General features: G+C 43.0%; 27 protein-coding genes and 1 rRNA gene. 26 read left to right on the forward strand and 2 right to left on the reverse strand.

The window, feature by feature from the left end; all coding sequences use genetic code 11:
• A 5S ribosomal RNA gene (gene rrf / locus M3205_RS22000) occupies positions 1-94 on the forward strand; the annotation flags it as partial.
• 485 nt (positions 95-579) lie between these two features.
• Here rrf and M3205_RS22005 read toward each other — a convergent pair.
• Positions 580-783 (reverse strand): sigma factor G inhibitor Gin, encoded by a 204-nt coding sequence (locus tag M3205_RS22005; RefSeq protein ID WP_095246026.1) that lies wholly within the window; start codon positions 781-783, stop codon positions 580-582.
• A gap of 257 nt (positions 784-1,040) precedes the next feature.
• Between M3205_RS22005 and M3205_RS22010 the strand changes: the two genes are divergently transcribed.
• The 10 genes from M3205_RS22010 to rsmI all read left to right on the forward strand — a co-directional run bounded on the left by M3205_RS22010 (position 1,041) and on the right by rsmI (position 8,357).
• Entirely contained in the window at positions 1,041-2,477 is a 1,437-nt protein-coding gene (locus M3205_RS22010) for an aminotransferase class I/II-fold pyridoxal phosphate-dependent enzyme (protein ID WP_251171846.1), read from the forward strand.
• Between the two features lie 20 nt (positions 2,478-2,497).
• Positions 2,498-3,124, forward strand: coding sequence for a dTMP kinase (gene tmk, locus M3205_RS22015; protein ID WP_251171847.1), 627 nt, complete (start codon positions 2,498-2,500; stop codon positions 3,122-3,124).
• A gap of 143 nt (positions 3,125-3,267) precedes the next feature.
• Complete coding sequence (locus tag M3205_RS22020) at positions 3,268-3,597, forward strand: cyclic-di-AMP receptor (protein ID WP_251171848.1); 330 nt, start codon at positions 3,268-3,270, stop codon at positions 3,595-3,597.
• A 42-nt stretch (positions 3,598-3,639) separates the two neighbouring features.
• Entirely contained in the window at positions 3,640-4,080 is a 441-nt protein-coding gene (locus tag M3205_RS22025; protein ID WP_251171849.1) for a YaaR family protein, read from the forward strand.
• A 13-nt stretch (positions 4,081-4,093) separates the two neighbouring features.
• On the forward strand, positions 4,094-5,101 hold the full coding sequence (gene holB, locus M3205_RS22030) for a DNA polymerase III subunit delta' (protein ID WP_251171850.1): 1,008 nt from the start codon (positions 4,094-4,096) through the stop codon (positions 5,099-5,101).
• Positions 5,094-5,921 carry a PSP1 domain-containing protein gene (locus M3205_RS22035; protein ID WP_035332950.1) on the forward strand — a complete coding sequence of 276 codons (828 nt, stop codon included), beginning with the start codon at positions 5,094-5,096 and terminating at the stop codon, positions 5,919-5,921. The genes holB and M3205_RS22035 overlap by 8 nt, the downstream gene beginning before the upstream one ends.
• Positions 5,922-5,933: 12 nt before the next feature.
• The gene (gene yabA / locus M3205_RS22040) at positions 5,934-6,308 is read left to right on the forward strand and encodes a DNA replication initiation control protein YabA (RefSeq protein WP_251171851.1); all 375 of its coding nucleotides are present in this window, start codon (positions 5,934-5,936) and stop codon (positions 6,306-6,308) included.
• A gap of 75 nt (positions 6,309-6,383) precedes the next feature.
• Positions 6,384-7,124: a tRNA1(Val) (adenine(37)-N6)-methyltransferase gene (locus tag M3205_RS22045; RefSeq protein ID WP_251171852.1), complete on the forward strand. Its 741-nt coding sequence runs from the start codon at positions 6,384-6,386 to the stop codon at positions 7,122-7,124.
• Positions 7,114-7,377, forward strand: a complete 264-nt coding sequence (locus M3205_RS22050; protein WP_251171853.1) for a GIY-YIG nuclease family protein — start codon at positions 7,114-7,116, stop codon at positions 7,375-7,377. The genes M3205_RS22045 and M3205_RS22050 overlap by 11 nt, the downstream gene beginning before the upstream one ends.
• A 98-nt stretch (positions 7,378-7,475) precedes the next feature.
• Positions 7,476-8,357 (forward strand): 16S rRNA (cytidine(1402)-2'-O)-methyltransferase, encoded by an 882-nt coding sequence (gene rsmI, locus M3205_RS22055; RefSeq protein WP_251171854.1) that lies wholly within the window; start codon positions 7,476-7,478, stop codon positions 8,355-8,357.
• Positions 8,358-8,490: 133 nt separating this feature from the next.
• Here rsmI and M3205_RS22060 read toward each other — a convergent pair whose 3' ends face one another.
• Positions 8,491-8,775 carry an AbrB/MazE/SpoVT family DNA-binding domain-containing protein gene (locus tag M3205_RS22060; RefSeq protein ID WP_048009776.1) on the reverse strand — a complete coding sequence of 95 codons (285 nt, stop codon included), beginning with the start codon at positions 8,773-8,775 and terminating at the stop codon, positions 8,491-8,493.
• A gap of 654 nt (positions 8,776-9,429) precedes the next feature.
• On the opposite strand from M3205_RS22060, the gene metG reads away from it, so the two are divergent.
• The 15 genes from metG to M3205_RS22135 all read left to right on the forward strand — a co-directional run bounded on the left by metG (position 9,430) and on the right by M3205_RS22135 (position 24,556).
• Entirely contained in the window at positions 9,430-11,397 is a 1,968-nt protein-coding gene (gene metG / locus M3205_RS22065; protein ID WP_251171855.1) for a methionine--tRNA ligase, read from the forward strand.
• Between the two features lie 212 nt (positions 11,398-11,609).
• On the forward strand, positions 11,610-12,377 hold the full coding sequence (locus tag M3205_RS22070) for a TatD family hydrolase (RefSeq protein ID WP_251171856.1): 768 nt from the start codon (positions 11,610-11,612) through the stop codon (positions 12,375-12,377).
• Between the two features lie 635 nt (positions 12,378-13,012).
• The gene (locus M3205_RS22075) at positions 13,013-14,218 is read left to right on the forward strand and encodes a G5 and 3D domain-containing protein (protein WP_251171857.1); all 1,206 of its coding nucleotides are present in this window, start codon (positions 13,013-13,015) and stop codon (positions 14,216-14,218) included.
• 284 nt (positions 14,219-14,502) lie between these two features.
• Positions 14,503-15,063, forward strand: coding sequence for a ribonuclease M5 (gene rnmV, locus M3205_RS22080; RefSeq protein WP_251171858.1), 561 nt, complete (start codon positions 14,503-14,505; stop codon positions 15,061-15,063).
• Positions 15,056-15,934, forward strand: coding sequence for a 16S rRNA (adenine(1518)-N(6)/adenine(1519)-N(6))-dimethyltransferase RsmA (gene rsmA / locus M3205_RS22085; protein ID WP_251171859.1), 879 nt, complete (start codon positions 15,056-15,058; stop codon positions 15,932-15,934). Before rnmV ends, rsmA begins: the two co-directional genes overlap by 8 nt.
• Before the next feature lie 182 nt (positions 15,935-16,116).
• Complete coding sequence (gene yabG, locus M3205_RS22090) at positions 16,117-17,001, forward strand: sporulation peptidase YabG (RefSeq protein ID WP_285886846.1); 885 nt, start codon at positions 16,117-16,119, stop codon at positions 16,999-17,001.
• 596 nt (positions 17,002-17,597) lie between these two features.
• Positions 17,598-17,861: a biofilm formation stimulator Veg gene (veg, locus tag M3205_RS22095; protein ID WP_009336667.1), complete on the forward strand. Its 264-nt coding sequence runs from the start codon at positions 17,598-17,600 to the stop codon at positions 17,859-17,861.
• Between the two features lie 122 nt (positions 17,862-17,983).
• The gene (locus tag M3205_RS22100; protein ID WP_026041722.1) at positions 17,984-18,157 is read left to right on the forward strand and encodes a small, acid-soluble spore protein, alpha/beta type; all 174 of its coding nucleotides are present in this window, start codon (positions 17,984-17,986) and stop codon (positions 18,155-18,157) included.
• A 316-nt stretch (positions 18,158-18,473) separates the two neighbouring features.
• Entirely contained in the window at positions 18,474-19,343 is an 870-nt protein-coding gene (ispE, locus tag M3205_RS22105; protein WP_251171865.1) for a 4-(cytidine 5'-diphospho)-2-C-methyl-D-erythritol kinase, read from the forward strand.
• Positions 19,344-19,402: 59 nt separating this feature from the next.
• Positions 19,403-20,221, forward strand: coding sequence for a pur operon repressor (gene purR / locus M3205_RS22110; protein ID WP_076262377.1), 819 nt, complete (start codon positions 19,403-19,405; stop codon positions 20,219-20,221).
• A 24-nt stretch (positions 20,222-20,245) separates the two neighbouring features.
• Positions 20,246-20,620: a RidA family protein gene (locus M3205_RS22115; protein WP_251171860.1), complete on the forward strand. Its 375-nt coding sequence runs from the start codon at positions 20,246-20,248 to the stop codon at positions 20,618-20,620.
• Between the two features lie 183 nt (positions 20,621-20,803).
• Entirely contained in the window at positions 20,804-21,094 is a 291-nt protein-coding gene (gene spoVG / locus M3205_RS22120; protein ID WP_009336662.1) for a septation regulator SpoVG, read from the forward strand.
• A gap of 269 nt (positions 21,095-21,363) precedes the next feature.
• Positions 21,364-22,737, forward strand: coding sequence for a bifunctional UDP-N-acetylglucosamine diphosphorylase/glucosamine-1-phosphate N-acetyltransferase GlmU (glmU, locus tag M3205_RS22125; RefSeq protein ID WP_251171861.1), 1,374 nt, complete (start codon positions 21,364-21,366; stop codon positions 22,735-22,737).
• Between the two features lie 44 nt (positions 22,738-22,781).
• On the forward strand, positions 22,782-23,738 hold the full coding sequence (locus M3205_RS22130) for a ribose-phosphate diphosphokinase (protein WP_251171862.1): 957 nt from the start codon (positions 22,782-22,784) through the stop codon (positions 23,736-23,738).
• A gap of 167 nt (positions 23,739-23,905) precedes the next feature.
• On the forward strand, positions 23,906-24,556 hold the full coding sequence (locus M3205_RS22135; RefSeq protein ID WP_251171863.1) for a 50S ribosomal protein L25/general stress protein Ctc: 651 nt from the start codon (positions 23,906-23,908) through the stop codon (positions 24,554-24,556).
• Positions 24,557-25,022: the final 466 nt, after the last annotated feature.

Genomic DNA, 25,022 nt, shown 5'->3' on the forward strand with positions numbered 1-25,022 from the left:
CACACCCGTTCCCATACCGAACACGGAAGTTAAGCTTCTCAGCGCCGATGGTAGTTGGGGGCTGTCCCCCTGTGAGAGTAGGACGCTGCCGGGCATATGAAAGAGCACCTGATGGGTGCTCTTTTTTGTGTGTAATGATAGGTGTCTGAATCAAATGGACTCTTTTTTTTATATGAAAAGTGCAGTTATGCGTCACTTCGGTCGACAAATGCGTCACTGTTTCTGAATATGCGTCACTTCGGCACAGATATGCATCACTATCACGCTATATGCGCCAGAATCAAATTATATGCACCATTCCTATCTTTATGGTCATTTTCGTTTTTGCAACGCAGGATTGTGCTAAATGTTAGATAAACTCCCAAACCTGCTAGATAAATCATAAAGAATGTAAGATAAATTCATAAACCTGCTAGATAAAACCCAAAACCTGCTAGATAAACGCAAAAACCTATCAGATAAACTGCCAAACCCCAGGCACGCGCCCAAATAAATCCCCGGCAAGCCTGAAATACCGCGCTATCACAGCTGCCCCGGCAGCGCAAAAAAATAAAAAGCCCCTATCAAAGGGCTTACATTTCAAGAAAATATCTCCGGCATTGTTATTTTCCGCAGCTTCTTTAAGTAATAATTATATTTTGGATGACTTGTATCCGTGGTGATTAAATCATTTTCACAATCTGTGCAGATAAAAGAAGTGTATAGATGTATTCCCCTGGTCTTTTCCTGCTCGCATATGACACATTCTTCCCCTGCCTGTTTTTTTGCTAATAGCGAACCCAATCACTCCACCTCCATACCCTTAGTCTGCCCAGATTACTATTATTGTATACAATTTTTTGAATTTTCAATGGCGGGTTTTTCTGAGGTTACTTGATTAATATTGTATGATGAAAATCTAATTTGGGTGTATGTCTATAAAGGATTTCTTTTATTATTTTGCTTTATGCTAAAGGGACTGGCACAGATATTGCCCTTATGTAGCAGTTACATACTTGTTTTGTTAAAATAGGAGAAGAATCAAAGGAAAGTGTGAACATATGAATCAGGAAAACACTCCATTATGGAATCAATTACAAATACATGCTTCACACCAGCCGTTATCCTTTCATGTGCCGGGCCATAAGAATGGGTTTATTGCAGCAGGTGAGGGAGCAGACTATTTTAAACATATCTTAAAGCTTGATGCTACGGAGCTCAGTGGACTGGATGATTTGCATTCTCCCGAAGGGGTCATCCTGGAGGCACAGAAGCTGCTTGCCGGCCTGTATGGAGTTTCAAAAAGCTTTTTCCTTGTGAACGGGTCGACTGCAGGGAATCTTGCCATGGTCCTGTCAGCCGCAGACGAAGGTGAGACTGTATTGGTTCAGCGGAACTGCCATAAGTCTATCCTGAATGGCATTGCTTTGGCTAAGGCGAAGCCGGTCTTTTTAGCGCCTGAGTTTAATGAAGAGTGGGGCGTCGCCGGGGGAGTGGCTTTAGAAACGGTAAAAGAGGCGATCAGGCAATATCCGGATGCAAAAGCAATCATCGTAACTTATCCAAATTATTATGGAATGGTATACGACCTGGAAAATATTATTCAATGCGCCCACAATCATGGTATTCCGGTGCTGGTGGATGAGGCGCATGGAGCCCATTTAATAGGCGGGAGCCATTTTCCTGCTTCGGCCGTTCAGCTTCAGGCAGATCTTACTGTACAATCGGCACATAAAACGCTGCCTGCTATGACGATGGGTGCTTATCTGCATTTTAACAGCCAGTTTATAAAGGAAGAAAAAGTGACCAACTATCTGGGAATACTCCAATCAAGCAGCCCTTCTTATCCGATTATGGCTTCTCTTGATTTGGCAAGGGCTTATTTAGCTTCATTTTCAAAAAAGGATGAGGAAGCACTGCTAGAAAAAATCGGGTATTTCAGGAAGAGTCTTAACGCTATAAAAGGTATTAAGGTACTGTCATTCCAACATCACAACGGTGACCCTTTAAAGCTAACCATCCAGTCGGAAACCACACTTAGCGGATTTGAACTGCAGTCTCTTCTGGAGAAGCACGGGATCTTTACAGAAATGGCTGATCCGTATAATGTCCTGTTTGTTTTGCCGCTTTTGAAGAACGATATGGATTACCCATTTGAGCGGGTTGTTGAATGTTTGAAAGAGGAATTGACGTCATTCCGACCAGCAGAACGCCAGAAAAAAATCACTTTCAGCAAAAAGTCTGTTTCCGGTCTTGCCCTTGAGCAAAAGGGACAGAGTCAGCACACCATTAAAACGGTGGCATTGGAGAAGGCGGCCGGCAAAATATGCGCTCAGCAGGTAATTCCTTATCCGCCAGGCATTCCGCTCTTATACCCGGGTGAAATCATTGAGAGTGAAGATATCGAAAACATCAGATTTCAAATTCAAGCCGGAGCACGGTTTCAAAATGGGGACAATTTAATAGCAGGCAGCATCAACATATATCAGGATCTATAAAAGCAGCTGGAGGAAATAAAATGAAAAAAGGTAAGTTTATTACGGTCGAAGGACCTGAGGGTGCCGGGAAGACTACGATTATAGATATGCTGGCAACTAATCTGGCAAATGAAGGCTATCAGGTGCTTCAGACAAGAGAGCCTGGCGGAATTGAGATTGCTGAGCAAATTCGAAGTGTCATACTTGATAAAAAGAATACAAAGATGGATCCGAGAACAGAGGCTCTGCTGTATGCGGCAGCCAGAAGGCAGCACCTGGCCGAGAAAGTAAAGCCGGCACTGGATGAGGGATCTATCATTTTATGTGACCGGTTTATTGATAGCTCTCTTGCCTATCAGGGTTATGCAAGAGGACTTGGCATTGAGGAGGTTTACTCTATCAACAGCTTTGCCATTGAAGGCATGATGCCTGAACTGACATTGTATTTTGATATTGAACCTGAGGCCGGGCTGGAAAGAATCAATCAGCATAAAGGACGGGAAGTAAACCGCCTGGATCTGGAAAAGCTTGATTTTCACCATAAAGTGCGGGAGGGCTATCTGAAGCTAATGGAGCTTTACCCGGAGCGCATCTTTAAGATTGATGCTTCAAAGCCATTGGAGGAAGTGTATCAGCAGGCGGAGACTAAGCTGAAAAAACGAATATAAAAACCTGCCTTAAAGAGCTTATTTCTTTAAGGCCTTTTTAAAATATTTTTTCTGGATTCCCTTAATTTCTGCTTGAAGATAAAATAATTGATATAATAAAAGTAAGACAATACGGATGAAAACTTTGTAAAGGGGATGGGCTTATGAAATTAATTCTGGCAGTCATTCAGGATCAGGACAGCAATAAGCTAATGAATGCTCTGGTTGACAATAATTTTCGTGCGACAAAATTGGCCAGCACAGGCGGATTCTTGAAATCAGGCAATACAACGTTCATGATCGGGACAGAGGATATTCGTGTGGACAGAGCGATGCAGATTATTAAGGAAAATTGCAGAGCAAGAGACCAGCTGGTTGCACCGGTATCCCCGATGGGCGGCAACGCTGATTCTTATGTGCCGTACCCTGTTGAAGTTGAGGTGGGCGGTGCGACAGTCTTTGTTCTGCCGGTCGAGCAGTTCCATCATTTTTAAACATTACAGAGGGAACTTTGAGCCCTTTGCGGAGGATCAGTTATGAAAATTAATCAGGAACTTCGGCTCAAGATGGAAAATGTCCGTAATGAGCAGAAGCAGGCAGCCGGGAACGGTGTTAAATTCTCTGAAATGGTGCAGAAGCAAGACCAGAAAATGCAGGCTTCCCAGCTTCAGGGGCTGTTAAAGGATATAGATGCCGCAGGAGAACGGCTGGCCCGCTCCAGAACCTTTAAGGATCTGGCCAAATTTAAAACGCTTGTGAAACGATTTGTGAAAGAAGCGGTTGATTTTGGAATGGAGCTGAGGCAATCGCACAGCTGGAACCAGCATGGACAGGGCCGGTCTCTGAAAGTGATGGAAACGGTTGATGAAAAGCTTTCAGATCTGACAGATGAATTAATGAATAAAGAAGAATCTTCTATTGATATATTAGGAAAAGTCGGAGAGATTAAGGGGCTCCTAATAAATTTATATATGTAAGTGAGTGATACTTGTGGGAAAAACGTGGGAACAGCTAGAGGCTATACAGCCAGTTGTATTAAAAATGTTTAAAAATAGCATAGTAAAGGATCGGCTGGCCCACGCCTACTTGTTTGAAGGGATGAAAGGAACAGGAAAGCGGGAAGCAAGCATGATTTTGGCGAAGAGCCGATTTTGCCATGAACCGCTTGAAGGGTATGTTCCATGTGAAACATGTTCAAACTGCAAAAGGATAAACAGCGGAAATCATCCGGATGTTCATATTCTGGAGCCGGACGGTCTTTCTATCAAAAAAAATCAGATTCAAAGCCTGCAGGAAGAGTTTTCAAAGACCGGGGTAGAATCCAGGCGGAAACTGTATGTGATTGTTCATGCTGACAAAATGACAGTGAACGCTGCCAACAGTCTGCTTAAATTTCTGGAGGAACCTCATTCAGAGACGACGGCTGTGCTGATTACCGAGCAATCGCAGCAGATGCTTCCTACTATTCTATCTCGCTGCCAGTCCATTTCCTTTAAACCATTATCTCCTGCTGAAATGATTCAGCAATTAAAAAATAATGGAGTGGATCCTGCCCTGGCACCATTACTTGCACAAATTACCAATAATTTGGATGAAGCTTTACAATATAGTTCTGATGATTGGTTTGTACAAGCACAAAAAATAGTGTTAAAATTATATGAAGTGGTAAAGAAGAATCCGCTTGAGGCAATGGTTGCCCTTCAGGAGGATTGGTTCTTGCACTTTAAAGAAAAAGAGCAGATTGATCGCGGCTTGGATCTATTACTTCTTATTTTTAAAGATTTACTATATATTCAGCTTGGGAAACAAGACCAGGTTGTCCATCTGAACGATCGAAAACGTTTAGAGCAGTTTGCGCTGCAATCTTCCACTAAAGGCCTGACGGAACAGATGACGGCTGTTTTAGAGGCAAAAAGAAAATTGCAGGCAAATATGAATCCGCAGCTGTTGATGGAACAGCTTGTGTTAAAATTGCAGGAGGGATCTTCCTTTGTATGATGTAGTAGGAGTGCGCTTTAAAAAAGCGGGCAAGATTTATTATTTTGATCCCGGAGATCTCTCAATACAAAAGGATGACTTTGTCATTGTCGAAACTGTCCGAGGCGTTGAATACGGAAAAGTGGTAATTGCCCCGAAGCAGGTCGATGAGCATGATGTTGTCCTTCCATTAAAAAAGGTTCTTCGTATTGCAGATCAAAAGGATCGCATGATTGTTGAGGAGAACAAGCAGGCCGCCAAGGAAGCATACGAGGTATGCTGTGAAAAGGTACAAACACATCAGCTTGATATGAAGCTGGTGGATGTTGAATATACATTTGACCGAAATAAGGTCATCTTCTACTTTACGGCTGATGGCCGGGTTGACTTCCGCGAGCTTGTCAAAGATCTCGCAGCCATCTTCCGGACAAGGATTGAACTTCGCCAGATTGGTGTGAGGGATGAAGCAAAAATGCTGGGCGGAATTGGCCCATGCGGAAGAATGCTGTGCTGTTCCACTTTCCTGGGTGACTTTGATCCTGTATCCATTAAGATGGCAAAGGACCAGAATCTATCGCTGAACCCAACGAAAATATCGGGTTTATGCGGGCGCTTAATGTGCTGCCTGAAATATGAAAATGATGAGTATGAAGCAGCTAAAGAAATGCTTCCGGACCTTGGGGAATGGATTCAGACCCCGGACGGAGCCGGAAAAGTGGTAGGCTTGAATATATTGGAGCGTGTGCTGCAGGTTGATGTGAAAGAAGCCGAGCGCGTCCTCGAATATACACTGGATGAAATTTTAAAACAAGGTGCTGTATCAGTTCAGTCCACAGATTAAGAGGTGGAAGTCGTGGATAAAAAAGAAATCTTTGACTCAGTGAGTAATATGGAAACCCAAATTGGAGAGTTATATCAGCAGCTTGGTGAGTTAAAGCAGCATTTGGCAGAAATACTTGAAGAGAATAACTCCTTGAAGCTGGAAAATGAACATTTACGACGTCATTTAGACATACCTGCGGAAAAGGAAAGCACATCGGCAAAAAAAGGAAAATCAGAGCAGTCTGCTGATGCTGCAGGTGATGATAAGGTGATTGATATTGGCGAAGGCTATGATAACCTGGCCCGCCTCTATCAGGAGGGCTTTCACATTTGCAATCTTCATTTTGGCAGCCCGCGTAAAGAGGGAGACTGTCTGTTCTGCCTGTCTTTCCTGAATAAGAAGTAAACCTTTAGCCTTCCTGTGATAGGAAGGCTATTTTTCCATAAAAGCAAAGAATCAAAGAAGCATGGAGGATCAAGAATGGATTTTTTAAAAGAAGGGGAGCGGCTGGACTATTTGCTGGCTGAAGATATGAGAATCATCCAAAGCCCGGCCGTTTTTTCTTTTTCACTGGATGCTGTCCTGCTGGCCCGGTTTGTGTATGTGCCGATTCAAAAAGGCAATCTTATTGATTTGTGCAGCGGAAATGGCGTGATTCCGCTTTTTTTGAGCACAAGAACAAAAGGGGCCATTACAGGCGTCGAAATTCAGGAGCGTCTGCATGATATGGCGGTCAGAAGCATTGAATACAATAAGCTTCAAGACCGGATTAAGATGATTCAGGGGGATATTAAAGAGATCCATAGTGAATTAGGTTATGGAAAATTTGATGTTGTCACCTGCAACCCGCCTTACTTTCCAACACCTTCTAAGGATGAAATCAATGAAAATGAGCATTTGGCGATTGCCCGCCATGAAATTCTGTGTACACTTGAGGATGCGGTGAAAGCGTCAAGCGGGCTTGCGAGACAGGGAGGCAAGGTGGCATTTGTGCACAGGCCGGGCAGGTTCCTCGACATTGTCACCCTAATGCGCAAGTATAAACTGGAGCCGAAAAGGGTGCAGTTTGTTTATCCGAAGGCGGGAAAAGAAGCAAACACCCTGCTGATTGAGGCAGTCAAAAACGGCAACCCGGATCTTAAAATCCTGCCTCCTTTATTTGTATATAATGAAGAAAATGAATACACACCCGAAATGAGAGAGATTTTATATGGAGAATAGCCATTTTTTTTACGTTCTCCTTTGCCGTGATGGCAGCTTGTATGCAGGCTACACCAATGATCTTGAAAAACGGGTAAAGGTCCATAATGAAGGAAAAGGGGCCAAGTATACCAGAGGAAGAGGCCCGGTTGAGCTGGTCTTCTCCCGTTCTTTTTCGGAAAAGGGCGAAGCAATGAGAGCGGAATATGAATTCAAACAATGGTCCCGGAAGAAGAAGGACGAGTTTTTAAGACAACACAATGTTTCATTTTAATAATTTGAAAACAGTCTAGCTCCGAGCACCATCGGCTCGAGGTCTTAAGCCGATAAGCGGGCGCTCTGCGCTGTTCAAGAAAGAGACGGGTGGTACATATGTGGCAGCAAAAAAGCTTTGAACATGAAGAGACAAAAGGAATTTTATATTTAGTCCCAACTCCTATCGGCAATCTGGAAGACATGAGCTTCAGGGCGGTTAGAATCCTAAAGGAAGCGGACTTTATTGCAGCGGAAGATACGCGCAATACAAAGAAGCTATGCAATCACTTTGAGATTGACACACCCATCATCAGCTATCATGAACATAATAAGGAAATCAGCGGACAGAAGCTGATTGAAAAAGTGGCCAATGGCGCAAAAATTGCCCTTGTCAGTGATGCAGGGATGCCTGCGATTTCAGACCCGGGCTATGACCTTGTAACAGCGGCTGCTGAAGAAAGGCTGACAGTGGTGCCCCTTCCCGGTGCGAATGCTGCTTTAACCGGCCTGATTGCTTCCGGCATCAACACCCAGCCTTTTTATTTCTATGGATTTTTGAACAGGCAGAAGAAACACAAGAAGCAGGAACTCGAGGATCTCTCCAGGCTATCGGCAACCGTCATCTTATATGAAGCTCCCCATCGCCTGAAAGAAACCCTCTCATTGATGTCTGTAATCATGGGCAACAGAAATATTGTTTTATGCCGTGAACTGACAAAGAGATATGAAGAATTTATCCGGGGAACTGTAGAAGAAGTGATGGATTGGGCTTCAAGCGGCGGTGAAGTGAGAGGAGAATTTGTGATTATTATTGAAGGGACTTCCGAAACTGTGCAGGAGGCAGAAGCTGCTTGGTGGGAGAATCATTCGATTGAGGATCATGTCAGACATTATATAGAAGAAACTGGGCTTTCGAGCAAGGAAGCCATCAAGCAAACTGCAAAAGATCGGGACTTAAGTAAGCGGGATGTTTACCATGCCTATCATATTGAAGAATAAAAAAGCTTCTCACATAAGTGAGAAGCTTTGTTCATTGTCTAGCTCCAGCGCCTACCCCCTCGAGGTCACAAACCAATCCGTGAGGATCATCATGTGCATGTCGGGGGTGGACAAGGCGCTTCCGCTTTTCTATTTATTTTACAGTTTCAAAAGTGTTTTGAATTTCTTTTAACAGCTGTTCTGCACCGTCGCGGCTTAAGATTAGTTTGCCATTAGCCAGTGAGATATTATCATCAGATACTTCCCCGGTAACATGGCAAGTCATGTTTGGCTTGTACTTTTTAAGGATGATTCTTTCGTCATCTACGTAGATTTCCAAAGCATCCTTTTCAGCGATTCCAAGTGTGCGTCTTAGTTCAATAGGGATTACTACCCGGCCAAGCTCATCAACTTTACGAACAATACCTGTAGATTTCATAATAAAATTCTCCTCTCAAATCTCCAATAATATTTTTCTCTATCTATATAGTTTCGTCATTATTCGACAAAATCTTTGTTATATTTATAATACCAGCCATTCCCATATACGTCAATTACTTTATTTTGGAATGGAATAGAAAATTTTAGGAAACTAGATGAAGTATTGGTATAACTACGATTTCCGAAATAAATGCCGATTTTAACGAAAATATGGAAATAATCTTCCATAAAATAAGGATATGACCCTTTTCGACATTTCGACAAAATTCTACAAAAACCCATGCGATTACGATAATAATATTCGAAAGGCAGTTTCCTTTTTTAGGGATAGAAGATTAAAAAATTCTTTTTAGAAAAATACTGCCAACCCTTTCTGCCTATTGGTTGCACAATTTCAAGTTTTTAGGTATATTTTGATGGTATAAGAGGTTATGCTGACGAATATAACTTCTTGTGAAATATTGATAAAGCAGGCCCAATAACGGCACGATTTTCTGATTAATACTCTCGTCCAAATGGGGCGGGATTTTTTTACAGAGAAAGTTAGTATAATTAACCTCGATAACAGTCTAGCAGGGCGCCTACCCCCTCGTGGTCACTTTATCGGAGGCTGGCAAGGCGCTTGCGCTTTTAAAATAAGGGAGGGAATCTTGTGGAGGACAAATTAAAGACGTTTTATTTAACCACTCCAATTTATTATCCTAGTGGAAATTTACATATAGGGCATGCCTATACAACGGTGGCCGGTGATGCGATGGCGCGTTACAAACGCATGCGCGGTTTTGACGTTATGTATCTGACGGGAACGGATGAACATGGACAAAAGATTCAGGAGAAGGCAGAAGAAAAAGGGGTAACACCTCAGCAGTACGTGGATGAAATTGTTGCAGGCATTCAGGATCTATGGAAAAAGCTTGATATTTCCTATGATGACTTTATCCGCACGACACAGGACAGACATAAGCAGATCGTTGAAAAAATCTTCGCCCAGCTTGTAGAACAGGGTGATATTTATCTTGGTGAATATGAAGGCTGGTATTGTACGCCATGCGAGTCTTATTACACAGAACGCCAGCTTGAGGACGGCAATTGCCCTGACTGCGGACGTTCCGTTCATAAAGTAAAGGAAGAATCTTATTTCTTTAAGGTAAGCAAATACGCTGACAGACTTCTGCAATATTATGAAGAAAATCCATCTTTCATACAACCTGAATCACGTAAAAATGAAATGATCAATAACTTCATTAAACCGGGCCTCGAGGATTTGGCAGTATCCAGAACAACTTTTGACTGGGGAGTAAAAGTGCCGAATAATCCTAAGCATGTGGTGTATGTATGGATTGATGCACTATCCAACTACATTACCGCGCTTGGCTATGGAACTGATGATGATTCCAAGTATCTGAACTATTGGCCTGCAGATGTTCACCTCGTTGGAAAAGAAATTGTGCGCTTCCATACGATTTACTGGCCAATCATGCTGATGGCTTTGGATGTGCCACTGCCGAAAAAGGTATTTGCCCATGGCTGGCTTTTAATGAAGGACGGCAAAATGTCCAAATCAAAGGGAAATGTAGTGGACCCTGTTACCCTAATTGACCGTTATGGCCTGGATGCACTGCGCTATTACCTGCTTCGCGAAGTGCCATTCGGCGCAGACGGAGTATTTACACCAGAAGGTTTTGTGGAAAGAATCAACTTTGATCTTGCCAACGATTTAGGCAACCTGCTAAACCGTACGATTGCGATGGTGAATAAATACTTTGACGGTGTTATTCCGACCTATACAGGTTCAGAAGGTGAGTTCGACCAGCAGCTGCTGCGAATGAACCGTGAGACGGTTTCCAAATACGAGGAAGCGATGGAAAAGATGGAGTTCTCTGTTGCCTTATCTGCCGTGTGGCAGCTTGTCAGCAGAACGAATAAATATATAGATGAAACACAGCCCTGGACTCTGGCCAAAGAGGAAGCAAAAAGGGAAGAGCTTGGAAGTGTGATGGTTCATCTGGCGGAATCCCTGCGCAGAATCGCGGTGCTTCTGCAGCCATTCCTGACACGCACGCCGAAGGAAATCTTCACGCAGCTTAATGTAAATGAAGAAGCATTGACATCCTGGGAAAGCCTTGAGCCATTCGGCTTGATTCCTGAAGGCACAAAGGTATTAAAGGGAGAACCGATTTTCCCTCGCCTGGATATTAAAGAAGAAGTAGAGTTCATTAAAACAAAAATGCAGGGATCTGCTGCTTCTAAAGAAGAAGCAAAGCCCGAAGCAAAAGAAGAGGAAAAGCCGGATAGTGAGGAAATCTCAATTGATGACTTTATGAAGGTCGATTTAAGAGTGGCCCAGGTCATCGAGGCAGAACCGGTGAAAAAAGCTGATAAGCTCCTGAAATTACAGCTGGATCTTGGCTATGAAAAACGCCAGGTCGTTTCCGGAATTGCTAAATTTTATAAGCCGGAAGAACTCGTCGGCAGAAAAGTGATTTGTGTAACCAATTTAAAGCCTGTTAAACTTCGCGGCGAGCTTTCTGAAGGAATGATTTTAGCAGGAGGAAAAGACGGCGAACTTTCTCTCGCCACCATTGCTGAATCTCTTCCATTAGGTGCAAGGGTAAAATAATATTATTTGTTTTTCCTGTTAAAAATAAAAACATAGAAGTGTTAAGCGTATACCGTAAGCATTTCTATGTTTTTTATTTTGGAAAAAAGTATTCTTGAAAAGTAATTTTGGCGGATTTATATAATTGGAACCATTTTGACAGTAAAGTCATTTTGTTACATCACTGACATAATAGTAATAGAAAAATAATATGAAGAAAAAGGAGTTTTTTGATGTTTTTCGACACACACGCACATCTTAATGCCGAACAATATAACGAAGATTTACAAGAAGTGATCGACCGGGCCCTTAATGAAGGAATTTCCAACATTGTGGTCGTCGGGTTTGACCGTCCAACCATTGAAAAAGCGATGGAGCTGACTGAGAAATACAATTTCATCTATGCCAGTGTGGGATGGCATCCGGTTGATGCTATTGATATGACAGAGGAAGATTTGCTATGGATTGAAGAGCTTTCCAGCCATCCTAAAGTGGTCGCACTGGGAGAGATGGGCCTGGATTATTATTGGGACAAGTCCCCGAAGGATATTCAGAAGGAAGTCTTCCGAAAGCAGATCCGTCTGGCGAAGAAAGTTAAGCTTCCCATCGTTATCCATAACCGTGATGCCACAGCAGATATAGTCGAAATCCTTAAGGAAGAAGGAGCGGGAGAAGTAGGCGGAATTATGCATTGCTTCAGCGGCAGCCCGGAGATTGCCCAGGAATGTGTGGATATGAACTTTTATATTTCCCTGGGCGGTCCGGTGACCTTCAAGAACGCAAAAAAACCAAAAGAAGTAGCCGATATTATTCCGCTTGAAAAGCTGTTGATTGAAACAGACTGCCCATATCTTACTCCTCATCCACACAGAGGAACACGAAATGAACCCAGTTATGTAAAATTGGTAGCAGAGCAGATTGCAGAAATAAAAGGATTTTCAATAGAGGAAGTTGCACAGGCAACCACAGAAAACGCAAAAAAATTATTCGGCATAAACTGATAGTTCAATTTGTCGAAGTCTGCTGGAGCTTGTCCAAATTTTTTCTGATTCTAAAAAGTTCTACATGTCTCCTTCCTCTCATAGGATAACCATGTCGATAATTCTCTCTTTTCTTTCATCTTGTTTTTTTGCATAATAGGAAATACGTTTACGGAAGTGTTTGCCAATTACTAGAAAAAAGGTGCTGTTGTTGCACCCCTGCTGAGCGAGCGGAGGGCGTTTGCTGCTGATCGGGGATATGAAAGGTGGAGGGCGGAAACCTGAAGTCTTGAGGAGATTTTTGAAAATTACTCCCGATTGCTGAGCGCCTGGTCAGCGGAATATATAGGATTTCCAGATCCGTGAAAAATTCCTAAATCAAAAAAAGAAGGATTTTTCGCATGGATGTGGAAAAGTATAAATCCAAGGCAAACATGACCAAAAACAGATGAATTTGCAAGAAGGCATGCATAGAAGGGAACTATCATTCATACATAGAGATAGAGTGCAGTTCTAAGAATACAGGCAAAAAAGCCCAATGCCTGCATTCTTCCAGCCTTTCGGAAGCTGGAAAATTGAAAGAGTTGACAGTCGGCGAGATACTCTATATAATCACTCCGAGAGAAAAGGAGGCGTTTTTCATCGTAATTCAAAACATGAAAAACCTGTTATCCAAGTCTTTGAGTAAAAAGAAATTGGCCATTTTTTCTGCTAGTTTAGTAGTTTTTGCTGCTGCTTGCGGTTTCATTGCATATGAGACGACAAAGAAAACAGTAGCATTGACAATAGAGGGCCAAGAGAAAGTCATCAAAACGCATGCAACAACAGTTCAAGATATATTCGATGATCTAGATATTTCACTCCGCTCAGAAGATTATGTGTTTCCCTCGGTAAACACAGAGGTTAAGGACAATACAGAAATTGTCTATGAACCGGCTAAACAGGTGAAAGTTGTAACAGATAACGAGAAGAAAACGATTTGGACGGCTGCAAAGACAGTCGGGGACGTTTTAAAAGAACAGAATATTACGCTGACTGAACATGATAAGGTTCAGCCAAAGCCAGAGGATACTGTTAAAAGTAACCTGGAAATTCAAGTAGAGAAAGCATTCGCTTTAACGCTTAATAATGGCGGCAAAGAGAAGCAGGTTTGGTCAACTTCGACTACGGTCGCTGACTTTTTATCACAGCAGGGAATCAAGATCAATGATTTAGACCGCGTTGAACCAAAGTTGGAAGAGACAGTCAAAGCCAATGACAAAATAAAAGTCATTCGAGTTGAAAAAGTCACCGATGTAGTGGAAGAACCAATTAATTTCGCAGTTGTGACAAAGAAGGATAATAGCTTGGCAAAAGGCACTGAAAAAGTGATGAATGCTGGAAAAGAAGGCCTTAAGACGAAAAAGTTTGAGGTTGTCATGGAGAATGGCAAGGAAATTTCCAGAAAGCTGATCAGTGAAAAGCAAGTGAAGGAAAAGCAGGATAAGGTCGTTGCTGTCGGAACCAAGGTGGCTGCAGCAACACAGGTGGTTTCCCGCGGAACGAGCAGCAAAGCAAGCAGCAAAGAAAGCGGCAAAGAAATATATGTATCATCTACAGCCTATACGGCCAATTGCAGTGGATGCACAGGCAAAACGGCTACTGGTATGGATCTGCGTGCCAATCCGGGTGCTAAGGTCATAGCGGTTGATCCAAGTGTTATTCCTCTTGGAACAAAGGTCTATGTGGAAGGCTATGGCTATGCCGTTGCAGCTGATACAGGCGGCGCGATTAAAGGCAACAAAATCGATGTATTCTTCTCCTCCAAATCAGAAGCATACAAGTGGGGAAGAAAAACGGTAAAAATTAAGATACTGAATTAAATTTTGTGATGCAGGGGCTTCCCCTGCATTTTTTATTTCATTGCAGAGAAGGTTAATGGATAACATTTTTCATTTTCAAGCTGGTTCATATATAATAAGAACTATTCTTTATAAATATATTCTTCTTACATCTTTTTAGACGAATTACATTACAGAAATGTTTCAAGTTTTTTTCATTTTTTTATATTTTTTACAGAATTACTTTGAACATTGATAACTGTCTAGCCCAAGTGGCCTGCCTCCTCGAGGAGCGGCAAAGCGCTTGTGCTTTTTTAGGAGGAACCATGAAAATCAAGGAAATTATAGTTGTGGAAGGCAAGGATGATACAGCGGCGATTAAGAGGGCGCTGGATGCCGATACAATTGAAACAAATGGATCTGCCATTAATGGGGTAACCATTGAAAAAATTAAGCTTGCCCAGAAGACCCGAGGGGTAATTGTGTTCACAGATCCTGACTTTCCCGGACAAAAGATCCGGAATACGATCACCAATGAAGTTCCAGGATGCAAGCATGCCTTTATAGAAAAAGCGGACGCCCTCCACAAGCATGGTAAAGGAGTGGGTGTTGAGCATGCATCCCCGGAAATGATCCGCCAGGCATTAAAGGACGCACAGATTATGCAGGAAACCTTTGAAGAAACCATTACACAGGAAGACCTGGTCACTGCAGGCCTGATTGGCGGGGAAGGTGCCAAGGAAAGAAGAGAAAAGCTTGGCAGGCTACTTAAAATCGGCTACACAAACGGCAAGCAACTTCATAAGCGCTTAATGATGTTTCAGATCAGCCAAAAGGATTTTGCTGAGGCAATAGAAGCTATACGCAAGGAGGAACAAAATGCATAAAGATATTGCAACGCCAGCGAGAACAAAGGCGATTTTGGATAAATACGGATTTTCTTTTAAGAAAAGCCTGGGACAGAACTTTTTGATTGATACGAATATTCTCCGGAGAATTGTCGATCATGCAGATATAACGGAAGAGTCGGGCGCCATCGAGATCGGCCCGGGGATTGGGGCACTGACCGAACAGTTGGCACGGAGAAGCAAAAAGGTGCTGGCTTTTGAAATTGACCAGCGGCTGCTTCCCATTTTAGAGGAAACTCTATCGCCATATCCGCATGTATCCATCATCAATGAAGACGTATTGAAGGCAGATGTTAAGACGGCGATTGAACGGGAATTTGAAGGCTTTGACGATATAATGGTTGTCGCCAACCTTCCGTATTATGTGACAACGCCGATTATTATGAAGCTGCTAGAGGACAAACTTCCGATCAGGGGCATTGTCTGTATGCTGCAAAAAGAAGTGGCAGACAGAATCTCGGCCCGCCCAGGCACGAAAGAGTACGGCTCCCTTTCCATTGCTGTCCAGTACTACACAGAGGCTGAAACGGCCATGATCGTGCCGAAGACTGTCTTTGTGCCGCAGCCGAATGTAGATTCAGCTGTCATTAAACTGACAAAGCGCACAGAGCCTGCAGTGGCGGTTAAAAGTGAATCTTTCTTTTTCCAGGTGACAAAAGCAAGCTTTGCCCAAAGGCGCAAGACGCTGCTGAATAACTTAACGAGTCAGCTGCCTGAAGGAAAACAGAAGAAGGAAAAAATTCTCTCCGCACTCGAACAAGCGAATGTCGAGCCTGGCAGAAGAGGGGAAACTCTATCCATCGAAGAATTTGCCCGATTGAGTGATGCCTTGCTGCCTTATTTTTCATAAAGGACCAAGCCTGCTGACGATATACAGCAGGCATTTTTTTTCGCCCAAATGCCTATCTTCCCATCCGTCATTTCCACGCACATGTTCATAGTCAAATGCATAATTTATGACATAAATAATAAATCACAAACAAGAGCTTAGATGCAGCATGTGTGTACCCTCGGGAAATTGGAGTGACGACATTGACTATAAATACGATGGATATCGTCGGAAGAATTTCATATCATTGTGATATTCTATTCCGCGTGATTGATATTAGAGAACAGGGCGGGAAAAAGATTGCCATTTTATTCGGAGAGGATATCCGTCTTGTTGCAGATGCTCCCTGTGATGATTTAATCGTCATCAACCAGGCGCAGCGGATGAAGTTCGAACAGGAGTTCAGATCACTTGAAGAACAGTCCTTCCAGCTATTCAGGCAGGATGTGGCTCTCTTGAGGGAGAAGCAGGAGTATGAAGTGACAGATGGCTACAGCAAGACGCTTAACTATTTTCAGATACCAGGCAGGGTTCTTCACCTGGATGGTGATCCTTCCTATTTAAAAAAGTGCCTGAGTGTGTATGAAAAAATAGGTATTCCTGTAACAGGAATCCATTGCAGTGAAAAGGAAATGCCGATGAAAATCGGACAGCTCATCGACCATTACAGGCCGGATATCCTCGTTGTAACAGGCCATGATGCATATTCAAAGGCAAAGGGGAAAAAATCCGATATCAATGCTTACAGGCACTCCAGGGAATTTGTGCAGGCAGTAAGGGAAGCACGCAAAAAAGTACCGCATCTTGATCAGCTTGTCATTTTTGCAGGAGCATGTCAGTCACATTTCGAATCACTGATCCATGCTGGAGCCAATTTTGCCAGTTCTCCTTCCAGAGTGAATATTCATGCCCTCGACCCTGTATACATTGTTGCGAAAGTCAGCCTTACACCATTTATGGAAAGAATCAATTTATGGGATATCTTAAGAAATACACTGACAGGTGAAAAGGGACTTGGAGGAATTGAAACACGGGGAGTACTGAGAACAGGAATGCCTTTCAATGACGATGATTTAAATGAATCTTAATGTGCAGGCCGTTTTTATTCTATACGGCTTGTTTTTTTATGTTATTTCTAATAAGTTAAGGCTCTTTTCGTATAAATTGTTGTTTTTCGCTTATCAATGTTGTCCGTTGATTGCAGTGAGAGGATGCTCAGCGAACCACGGGGCGGCCGGTGAGCCTCCTCGACGCTACGCGTCTGTGGGGTCTCACCTGTCCCGCTACTCCCGTAGGACGTTGAATAAGCTACCTTGAGTAAACACCGCACGAAGAGAATGCGCATGCATTTTCGAGGATCTCGCACCCTCCACTACAATCAACTCAGTAAATATAATATAAATAGCAACAAACTTTGCGAAAACAGCCTAAGTTAATTAGCATTTTTCGATAAATTTCGCATGGGGGTATCGTCTATTTCCCAGGTAATGAACGGCAAGCTTATAAGCTTTCTAAAAACAATACATAATCTTTTCCAATTAAGGCAATCCTAAAATTGTTGAAAATTAGAAGAAAAAGTAGAACAAAACATATTGACATTTAAATTTAAACACTGTTATAATTTATATTTTTGTTTGACAGTATTGTGTCAGTGTGATATACTTAACATAGTGAGGTGGACCGAATGGCAAAAACATTATCAGATATTAAAAAAGCTCTTGATTCAAATCTTGGGAAAAGGCTCCTGTTAAAAGCAAACGGCGGGCGCAGAAAGACCATTGAACGCTCAGGGGTTCTGGCCGAAACGTATCCTTCAGTATTTGTGATTGAGTTAGATCAGGATGAAAATGCATTTGAACGGGTATCTTACAGCTATGCGGATGTTTTAACAGAAACGGTTCAAATTACATTCTATGAAGATACATCAGGACAGGTTGCTTTAAGCTAATAATATATATGACAGCGGGCGGTGAACAAATTGTTTACTGCTTTTTGTTTACCCTTTTTTCATAAAATAGCAGGATCCTTTCACATACTATACATACCGCAGTGCGAAAGGGGATGTTAATGTTGGGCAGAAGACGCGGCGTTATGTCAGATGGATTAAAAGAAGAAATTGCGAAAGAGCTTGGCTTTTATGATGTGGTCCAAAAGGAAGGCTGGGGCGGCATCCGAGCGAAGGATGCCGGCAATATGGTTAAGCGGGCCATCGAAATCGCACAGCAGAACCTTCTTAACAAATAGCATTCGCACACTAGTTTTGAGCATTAATATGCACTGCGTCTGCCGAGGCTTATGCCTCGGCATTTTTTCTGTCCACCAGCGATTCCCTCTATATTCCAAGCCACCTGAGCTTTTATGTTTATTTTGTGGTAAAATAGGACAAAAAATGGAGACGTTCTATAAGAAAAGCTTTAAGCCTCCGCTTATTGCCGGGTAAAATAAAGTCAATACTGAATGAAAGTATGGGTTTCCCTTCGAAATGAACCGGCAGGGCAAAGCGCTTCGCTTATGGAGCTGGACAGGAGTCCGATTTAAAGGAAAGAAGTAGGTGGAAATGTTGAAGGTCATGGTGAAGGCGCCTGCTAAGATCAATTTGTCATTGGATGTTTTACATAAAAGGGAAGATGGCTATCATGAAGTGGAAATGATAATGACAACGATTGATTTGGCTGACCGCCTGGAATTAACACTTTTAGATAAAGACGAGATCAGGATTATCTCTCATAACCGTTTTGTTCCGGATGATCAGCGGAATTTGGCATATCAGGCTGCACACCTTCTTAAAGAACGGTTTCAAGTAAAAAAGGGTGTGGCCATTACAATAGAAAAAATGATTCCGGTTGCGGCTGGACTTGCCGGCGGCAGCAGTGATGCAGCAGCGGCACTCAGAGGTCTAAACAAGCTGTGGGGGCTGGGGCTTTCATTGGATGAGCTTGCTGAAATAGGGGCGGAGATCGGTTCAGATGTTTCTTTTTGCGTATACGGAAGTACTGCATTAGCTACAGGGCGGGGAGAGAAAATTCAGGAGCTTCCTGCTCCTCCAACCTGCTGGGTTATACTTGCTAAGCCGTTCATCGGCGTATCGACAGCGGATGTATACAGGAGACTGGATGTAGAGAAGGTGCAGCATCCGAATACAAAAGGAATGGTCGAAGCGATTCAATCGGGCTGTTATGATGATGTCTGCCGGAACATGGGGAATGTCCTCGAGGATGTCACACTGAGCATGCACCCTGAGGTCCTGCAGATAAAAGAACAGATGAAACGATTTGGTGCGGATGCTGTCCTGATGAGCGGCAGCGGCCCAACCGTGTTTGGGCTTGTGCATCATGATTCAAGAATGCATCGGATTTATAATGGACTCAGAGGGTTTTGTGACCAGGTTTTTGCAGTAAGAATGCTCGGGGAAAGACATAGGCTTGATTAAATCCGTATGTTAATGGTATATTATCGTTAAAACATTCGGATTTAAATGGGGGTTCCACAATGAAATTTCGCAGAAGCGAACGGTTGATAGATATGACCAATTATTTATTGAACCATCCGCGTCAGCTGGTATCCTTAACTTTCTTTTCAGAAAGGTATGGTTCTGCCAAGTCTTCGATCAGCGAAGATCTCGCCATCATTAAAGAAACATTTGAGCAGAGGGGAATAGGTACGCTGCAGACAGTTTCCGGAGCTGCAGGCGGCGTCAAGTTCCATGTTAAAGTAACCGATGATGAAGCCCGGCCATTTATGGACGAGCTTTGCAGTTTAATTGCAAGCCCCGAAAGGCTTCTTCCCGGAGGCTATCTTTATATGACTGACATTCTCGGAGATCCTTTAATTGTCCAGCGTGCAGGCAGGCTATTTGCCTCAGCCTTTGCTGATAAGCCAGTTGATGTGGTCATGACGGTAGCGACAAAGGGGATTCCGCTTGCTTATGCTGCCGCAAATTACCTCAATGTGCCCGTAGTCATCGTAAGACGGGACAGCAAGGTGACAGAAGGATCTACGGTAAGTATTAACTATGTGTCAGGCTCGGCCAAGAGGATTCAAACCATGGTCCTTTCGAAAAGAAGCCTGGCAGAGGGTTCCAATGTGTTGATCATTGACGATTTTATGAAAGCTGGCGGAACGGTTAATGGCATGGTCAGCATGCTGGAAGAATTCAAAGCAAACCTTGCAGGCATCGCTGTCCTGGTCGAGGCAGAAAAAGCGGAAGAACGGCTGGTTGATGAGTACCTTTCTCTTGTGCGTCTATCCGATGTTGATGTGAGGGAAAAGAAAATCAATGTAAGTGAAGGCAACTATTTTAAAAAATAATCATATTTTTTAGGGGGAGAATTCATGAAAGTCATTCAGACGAATCAGGCACCTGCAGCAATAGGACCCTATTCTCAGGGAATCACTGTAAATAACCTGTTCTACAGCTCAGGGCAAATTCCGCTCACAGCAGAAGGCGTTATGGTAGATGGGGATGTAAAAGAACAGACGCATCAGGTATTTAAAAACCTTCAGGCTGTGCTTAAAGAAGCTGGCGCGTCATTAAATACCGTGGTAAAGGCAACCGTGTTTATAAAGGACATGAATGAATTTGGAGCCATCAATGAAGTGTATGGAGAATACTTCAGCACCCATAAGCCTGCGCGCTCCTGTGTGGAAGTGGCACGCCTGCCAAAGGATGCCCTGGTGGAGATTGAAGTAGTAGCACTTGTAAAATAAATAAATAAATAAATAAATAAATAACAGCCATTCATTCGCCCGTTCCTGTGACGGGCATTTTTATTTGGGGAAAATCTTTGAACAAAATATTCAAAAAATATTTTTTATTATAGAAGGAGATTCAGGAAAAATGTTGAATTTATACAATTAGGATTATATCTTCTCGAAAAGGTGGTGAACAGAATGGAAGTGACAGACGTAAGATTACGCCGCGTTAACACGGATGGACGTATGAGGGCAATTGCATCTATTACGCTGGACCATGAATTTGTTGTTCATGATATTCGTGTGATTGATGGGAATAATGGCTTATTCGTAGCCATGCCAAGCAAACGTACTCCGGATGGGGAGTTTAGAGATATCGCGCACCCAATCAATTCAGGAACGCGCGGTAAAATCCAGGAGGCTGTATTAGCCGAGTACCACCGTTTAGGTGAATTAGAAGTGGAATTTGAAGAAGCCGGTGCTTCCTAAGAAAATAAATCAACAAGGGCCTACTTCATAAGTAAGGCTCTTTTTTATTTCAGCTATTAAAAACTAGCTCTAAGCCCCTTGTTAATGGCGGTGCTTAGGGCTTTTTTCTTTATGTCCAATACCCTCCCTGTAAAAAATATAAACCATTTTTTTTCGAAAATACCATTCACGGTAATGACAAATATTTGTACTTTGTCATCCAATGTTGAAATAAGAGCCCATTTAAGATATATTCGTTATGGATAAAAAGGTTAAATGGAGGCCTGTAAATGTCTAATCGATACGCGGTTATTTTAGCCGCAGGCCAGGGAACAAGAATGAAGTCAAAGCTTTACAAAGTACTTCACCCTGTATGCGGCAAACCGATGGTTCAACATGTAGTTGATCAAGTTACAAAGCTTAACATAAAAGAAATTGTCACGATTACTGGGCACGGAGCAGAAATGGTCGAACAGCAGCTTGGCTCAAGCAGCAAATATGCTCTTCAGGAAGAACAGCTGGGCACCGCACATGCGGTTATGCAGGCCCGCGAATTGCTTGAAGGCAAAGAGGGTGTGACGATCGTAGTCTGCGGAGATACACCGCTTATCAGGCATGAAACAATGGAAGCACTTTTCAAGCATCACGAAGAGCTTTCTGCCAAAGCAACTATTTTAACAGCTCATGCGGAAAACCCATTCGGATATGGACGCGTGATCCGCAATGACATGGGAATGGTTGAAAAAATCGTGGAACAGAAGGATGCTTCTGACGAAGAACGCAAAATAAAAGAAATCAATACTGGAACTTATTGCTTTGATAATAAGGCTTTGTTTGAAGCTTTAAACAAAGTAACAAATGATAATGTACAAGGTGAATATTACCTTCCGGATGTAATTGAGATTCTGAAAAATGAAGGAGAGGTCGTTACCGCTTACCAGACAGCTGATTTTGGCGAAACCCTGGGTGTCAATGACCGGGTAGCCTTATCACAGGCAGAATCATTCATGAAACAGCGGATTAATGAAGAACATATGCGTAACGGCGTGACCATTATTGATCCGTCAAACACATATATTGGCGCGGATGTGAAAATTAGCTCTGATACAGTTCTTTACCCTGGAACCATCATTTCCGGCAATACCACCATTGGTTCTGAGTGTGTGATCGGACCAAATACAGAGATTTCTGATTGTCGTATTGGAGAAGGCACAGTGATCCGCCAGTCTGCGGCACATGACAGCCATATCGGATCACAAGTGAATATTGGGCCGTTTGCTCACATTCGCCCGCAATCAGATATTCATGATAAAGTGAAAATCGGCAACTTTGTTGAAGTGAAGAAGTCTGTTTTCGGACAAGGAAGCAAAGCCTCTCACCTGAGCTATATTGGCGACGCAGAAGTAGGCAAGGATGTTAACCTGGGCTGCGGCTCGATCACAGTTAATTATGACGGCAAAAATAAGTACCTGACCAAAATCGAAGATGGTGTATTCATTGGATGCAACTCCAATCTCGTGGCACCGGTAACGATTGGAGAAGGTGCATATGTAGCAGCAGGCTCGACGATTACTGAAGATGTGCCGGGAGAAGCTCTTTCCATTGCCCGTGCACGCCAGGTGAATAAGGAAAACTACACGCAAAACTTAAACATTAAGAAATAAACCGAACTTTCTATTTGTTAGAAATAAATCGATGGAGGCCCAAAATGTCAAACCAGTATTTAGATCCAAATTTAAAGGTGTTCAGTTTAAATTCAAACCGCAAGCTGGCTGCAGAAATCGCCAATGTAATTGGTGTGGAGCTTGGTAAATGTTCCGTAACGCGCTTCAGCGACGGCGAAATCCAAATTAACATTGAAGAAAGCATCCGCGGATGTGATGTGTATGTAATCCAGTCTACGAGCTCTCCTGTCAATGAGCATTTAATGGAGCTATTGATCATGATTGATGCTCTTAAGCGTGCATCTGCCAAGACTATCAACATCGTAATGCCTTACTATGGCTATGCCCGCCAGGACCGCAAGGCAAGAGCACGCGAGCCAATTACAGCTAAGCTTGCAGCAAACCTTTTGGAAACTGCTGGTGCAACCCGTGTGATAACGCTTGACCTGCATGCGCCGCAAATTCAAGGATTCTTCGATATTCCTATCGACCATTTAATGGGCGTGCCAATCCTTTCTGATTACTTTAAGAACAAAATGATGAATGACGACATTGTAATTGTGTCACCGGACCACGGCGGCGTAACACGTGCGCGTAAAATGGCTGACCGTTTAAAAGCGCCGATTGCCATCATCGACAAGCGCCGTCCAAGACCGAATGTGGCTGAAGTCATGAACATTGTAGGGAACATCGATGGAAAAACAGCCATTTTAATCGACGATATCATTGATACTGCCGGAACGATTACACTTGCAGCAAATGCCCTGATCGAAAACGGTGCATCAGAAGTGTATGCATGCTGTACACACCCGGTTCTATCCGGACCTGCCATCGAAAGAATTGAAAATTCAACCATCAAAGAATTGGTTGTAACAAACTCAATCACTCTTGCGGAAGAGAAGAAAACAGGCAAGATTGTTGAACTTTCCGTTGCGCCGCTGATTGGTGAAGCGATCATCCGCGTTCATGAAGAGCAATCTGTGAGCACTCTGTTTGATTGATCGGTAATAAAATATAGCTATCCAGGCTTGCTGAAAAGCAAGCCTGATTTGCGTTCTTACTGAAAATAATAAATCTGTAAAAAACAAAAACGTTTAGACTTCCTCATTTTAGGGCATTTTTTTATATAGACAATACTAATTTTTGAAATGAGGAAGGGGACGTTTTTATGACAGCTGTATTACAGGCAAAAGAAAGAAAAGGTTCACGCAACTCTAACTTAACCTCACTGCGCAGGGAAGGGAATTTTCCTGCCGTTGTGTATGGTTCAAAGCTGCAAAGCAAATCAATCTACTTAAGCGAAGCCGATTTTCTGAAGACGATAAAGGAAGTAGGCAGAAACGGCGTATTTTCATTGGATGTAGATGGAAGCAAGCATGAAGTGGTGCTAAGTGACTACCAATCCAATCCGATTAAAAATGCAATTGTCCATGCCGACTTTCTTGCGGTAGACATGAACAAGGAAATGACGGCAGATGTACGCGTCGTCTTAACTGGAGATGCAGCAGGTGTGAAAGATGGAGGCGTTATGCAGCAATCCATGCATGAAGTCTCAGTCACAGCGACACCGAATAATATTCCATCCTCCGTTGAAGTGGATGTAACGAACCTTCAGGTAAATGAGACCCTGACAGTCGCCGATATTAAAGCAAATCGCGGCTATGAAATAAACAATGAAGAAGACACGGTTATCGCTTCCATCCTTCCTCCAAGACAGGAAGAAGAAATCAACAGCGGTGAAGAACAGGAAGCGGGCACACCTGAAAATGAAGAAGGCAGAGAAACAACTGCAGACGAAGATAAAACAGGCGAAGAATAAGCTCGGGAGACGCTATTCTTACAGGGGCTTTGCATTATGGCAAGCCCCTGTTTGCTTGGGTTTGATCTGAGCTTGCATTGGCCCGGCTTGTGCCAGCCTGGTGCAGGTTCGGACAGAAACAGCAGGGATCGGGTTATTAGCGTCAGAACTAGGCTCAACTTTGGACAGAAACAGCAGGAACCGTGTAGTTAGCGTCAGAACTAGGCTCAACTTTGGACACAAAAAGCAGGAGGCTGGTAGTTAGAGTCAGAACCTGATCCAACTTCGGACAGAAACAGCAGGAATCGTGTAGTTAGCGTCAGAACTAGGCTCAACTTTGGACACAAAAAGCAGGAGGCTGGTCAAGCCCATATAATTGTGTAAAAAGAAAATGAGTCAAATTAATTCCTTTGGTCAACAATGTTATCAGCTACGAAAAACAAGTTGGAGGAATTAATTATGACTCAATTACAGTTTAACCTAAATC

The sequence above is a fragment of the Cytobacillus firmus genome (assembly GCF_023715565.1).
GTDB classification, from domain to species: Bacteria; Bacillota; Bacilli; order Bacillales; family Cytobacillaceae; genus Cytobacillus; species Cytobacillus firmus_C.

Bases quoted from the DNA above. Each gene is read 5' to 3' on its own strand.
- M3205_RS22010 (WP_251171846.1), top strand. From the start codon at position 1,041: ATGAATCAGGAAAACACTCCATTATGGAATCAATTACAAATACATGCT.
- tmk (WP_251171847.1), top strand. From the start codon at position 2,498: ATGAAAAAAGGTAAGTTTATTACGGTCGAAGGACCTGAGGGTGCCGGG.
- M3205_RS22020 (WP_251171848.1), top strand. From the start codon at position 3,268: ATGAAATTAATTCTGGCAGTCATTCAGGATCAGGACAGCAATAAGCTA.
- M3205_RS22025 (WP_251171849.1), top strand. From the start codon at position 3,640: ATGAAAATTAATCAGGAACTTCGGCTCAAGATGGAAAATGTCCGTAAT.
- M3205_RS22045 (WP_251171852.1), top strand. From the start codon at position 6,384: ATGGATTTTTTAAAAGAAGGGGAGCGGCTGGACTATTTGCTGGCTGAA.
- M3205_RS22050 (WP_251171853.1), top strand. From the start codon at position 7,114: ATGGAGAATAGCCATTTTTTTTACGTTCTCCTTTGCCGTGATGGCAGC.
- rsmI (WP_251171854.1), top strand. From the start codon at position 7,476: ATGTGGCAGCAAAAAAGCTTTGAACATGAAGAGACAAAAGGAATTTTA.
- M3205_RS22060 (WP_048009776.1), bottom strand. From the start codon at position 8,775: ATGAAATCTACAGGTATTGTTCGTAAAGTTGATGAGCTTGGCCGGGTA.
- M3205_RS22070 (WP_251171856.1), top strand. From the start codon at position 11,610: ATGTTTTTCGACACACACGCACATCTTAATGCCGAACAATATAACGAA.
- M3205_RS22075 (WP_251171857.1), top strand. From the start codon at position 13,013: ATGAAAAACCTGTTATCCAAGTCTTTGAGTAAAAAGAAATTGGCCATT.
- rnmV (WP_251171858.1), top strand. From the start codon at position 14,503: ATGAAAATCAAGGAAATTATAGTTGTGGAAGGCAAGGATGATACAGCG.
- rsmA (WP_251171859.1), top strand. From the start codon at position 15,056: ATGCATAAAGATATTGCAACGCCAGCGAGAACAAAGGCGATTTTGGAT.
- veg (WP_009336667.1), top strand. From the start codon at position 17,598: ATGGCAAAAACATTATCAGATATTAAAAAAGCTCTTGATTCAAATCTT.
- purR (WP_076262377.1), top strand. From the start codon at position 19,403: ATGAAATTTCGCAGAAGCGAACGGTTGATAGATATGACCAATTATTTA.
- M3205_RS22115 (WP_251171860.1), top strand. From the start codon at position 20,246: ATGAAAGTCATTCAGACGAATCAGGCACCTGCAGCAATAGGACCCTAT.
- spoVG (WP_009336662.1), top strand. From the start codon at position 20,804: ATGGAAGTGACAGACGTAAGATTACGCCGCGTTAACACGGATGGACGT.
- glmU (WP_251171861.1), top strand. From the start codon at position 21,364: ATGTCTAATCGATACGCGGTTATTTTAGCCGCAGGCCAGGGAACAAGA.
- M3205_RS22130 (WP_251171862.1), top strand. From the start codon at position 22,782: ATGTCAAACCAGTATTTAGATCCAAATTTAAAGGTGTTCAGTTTAAAT.
- M3205_RS22135 (WP_251171863.1), top strand. From the start codon at position 23,906: ATGACAGCTGTATTACAGGCAAAAGAAAGAAAAGGTTCACGCAACTCT.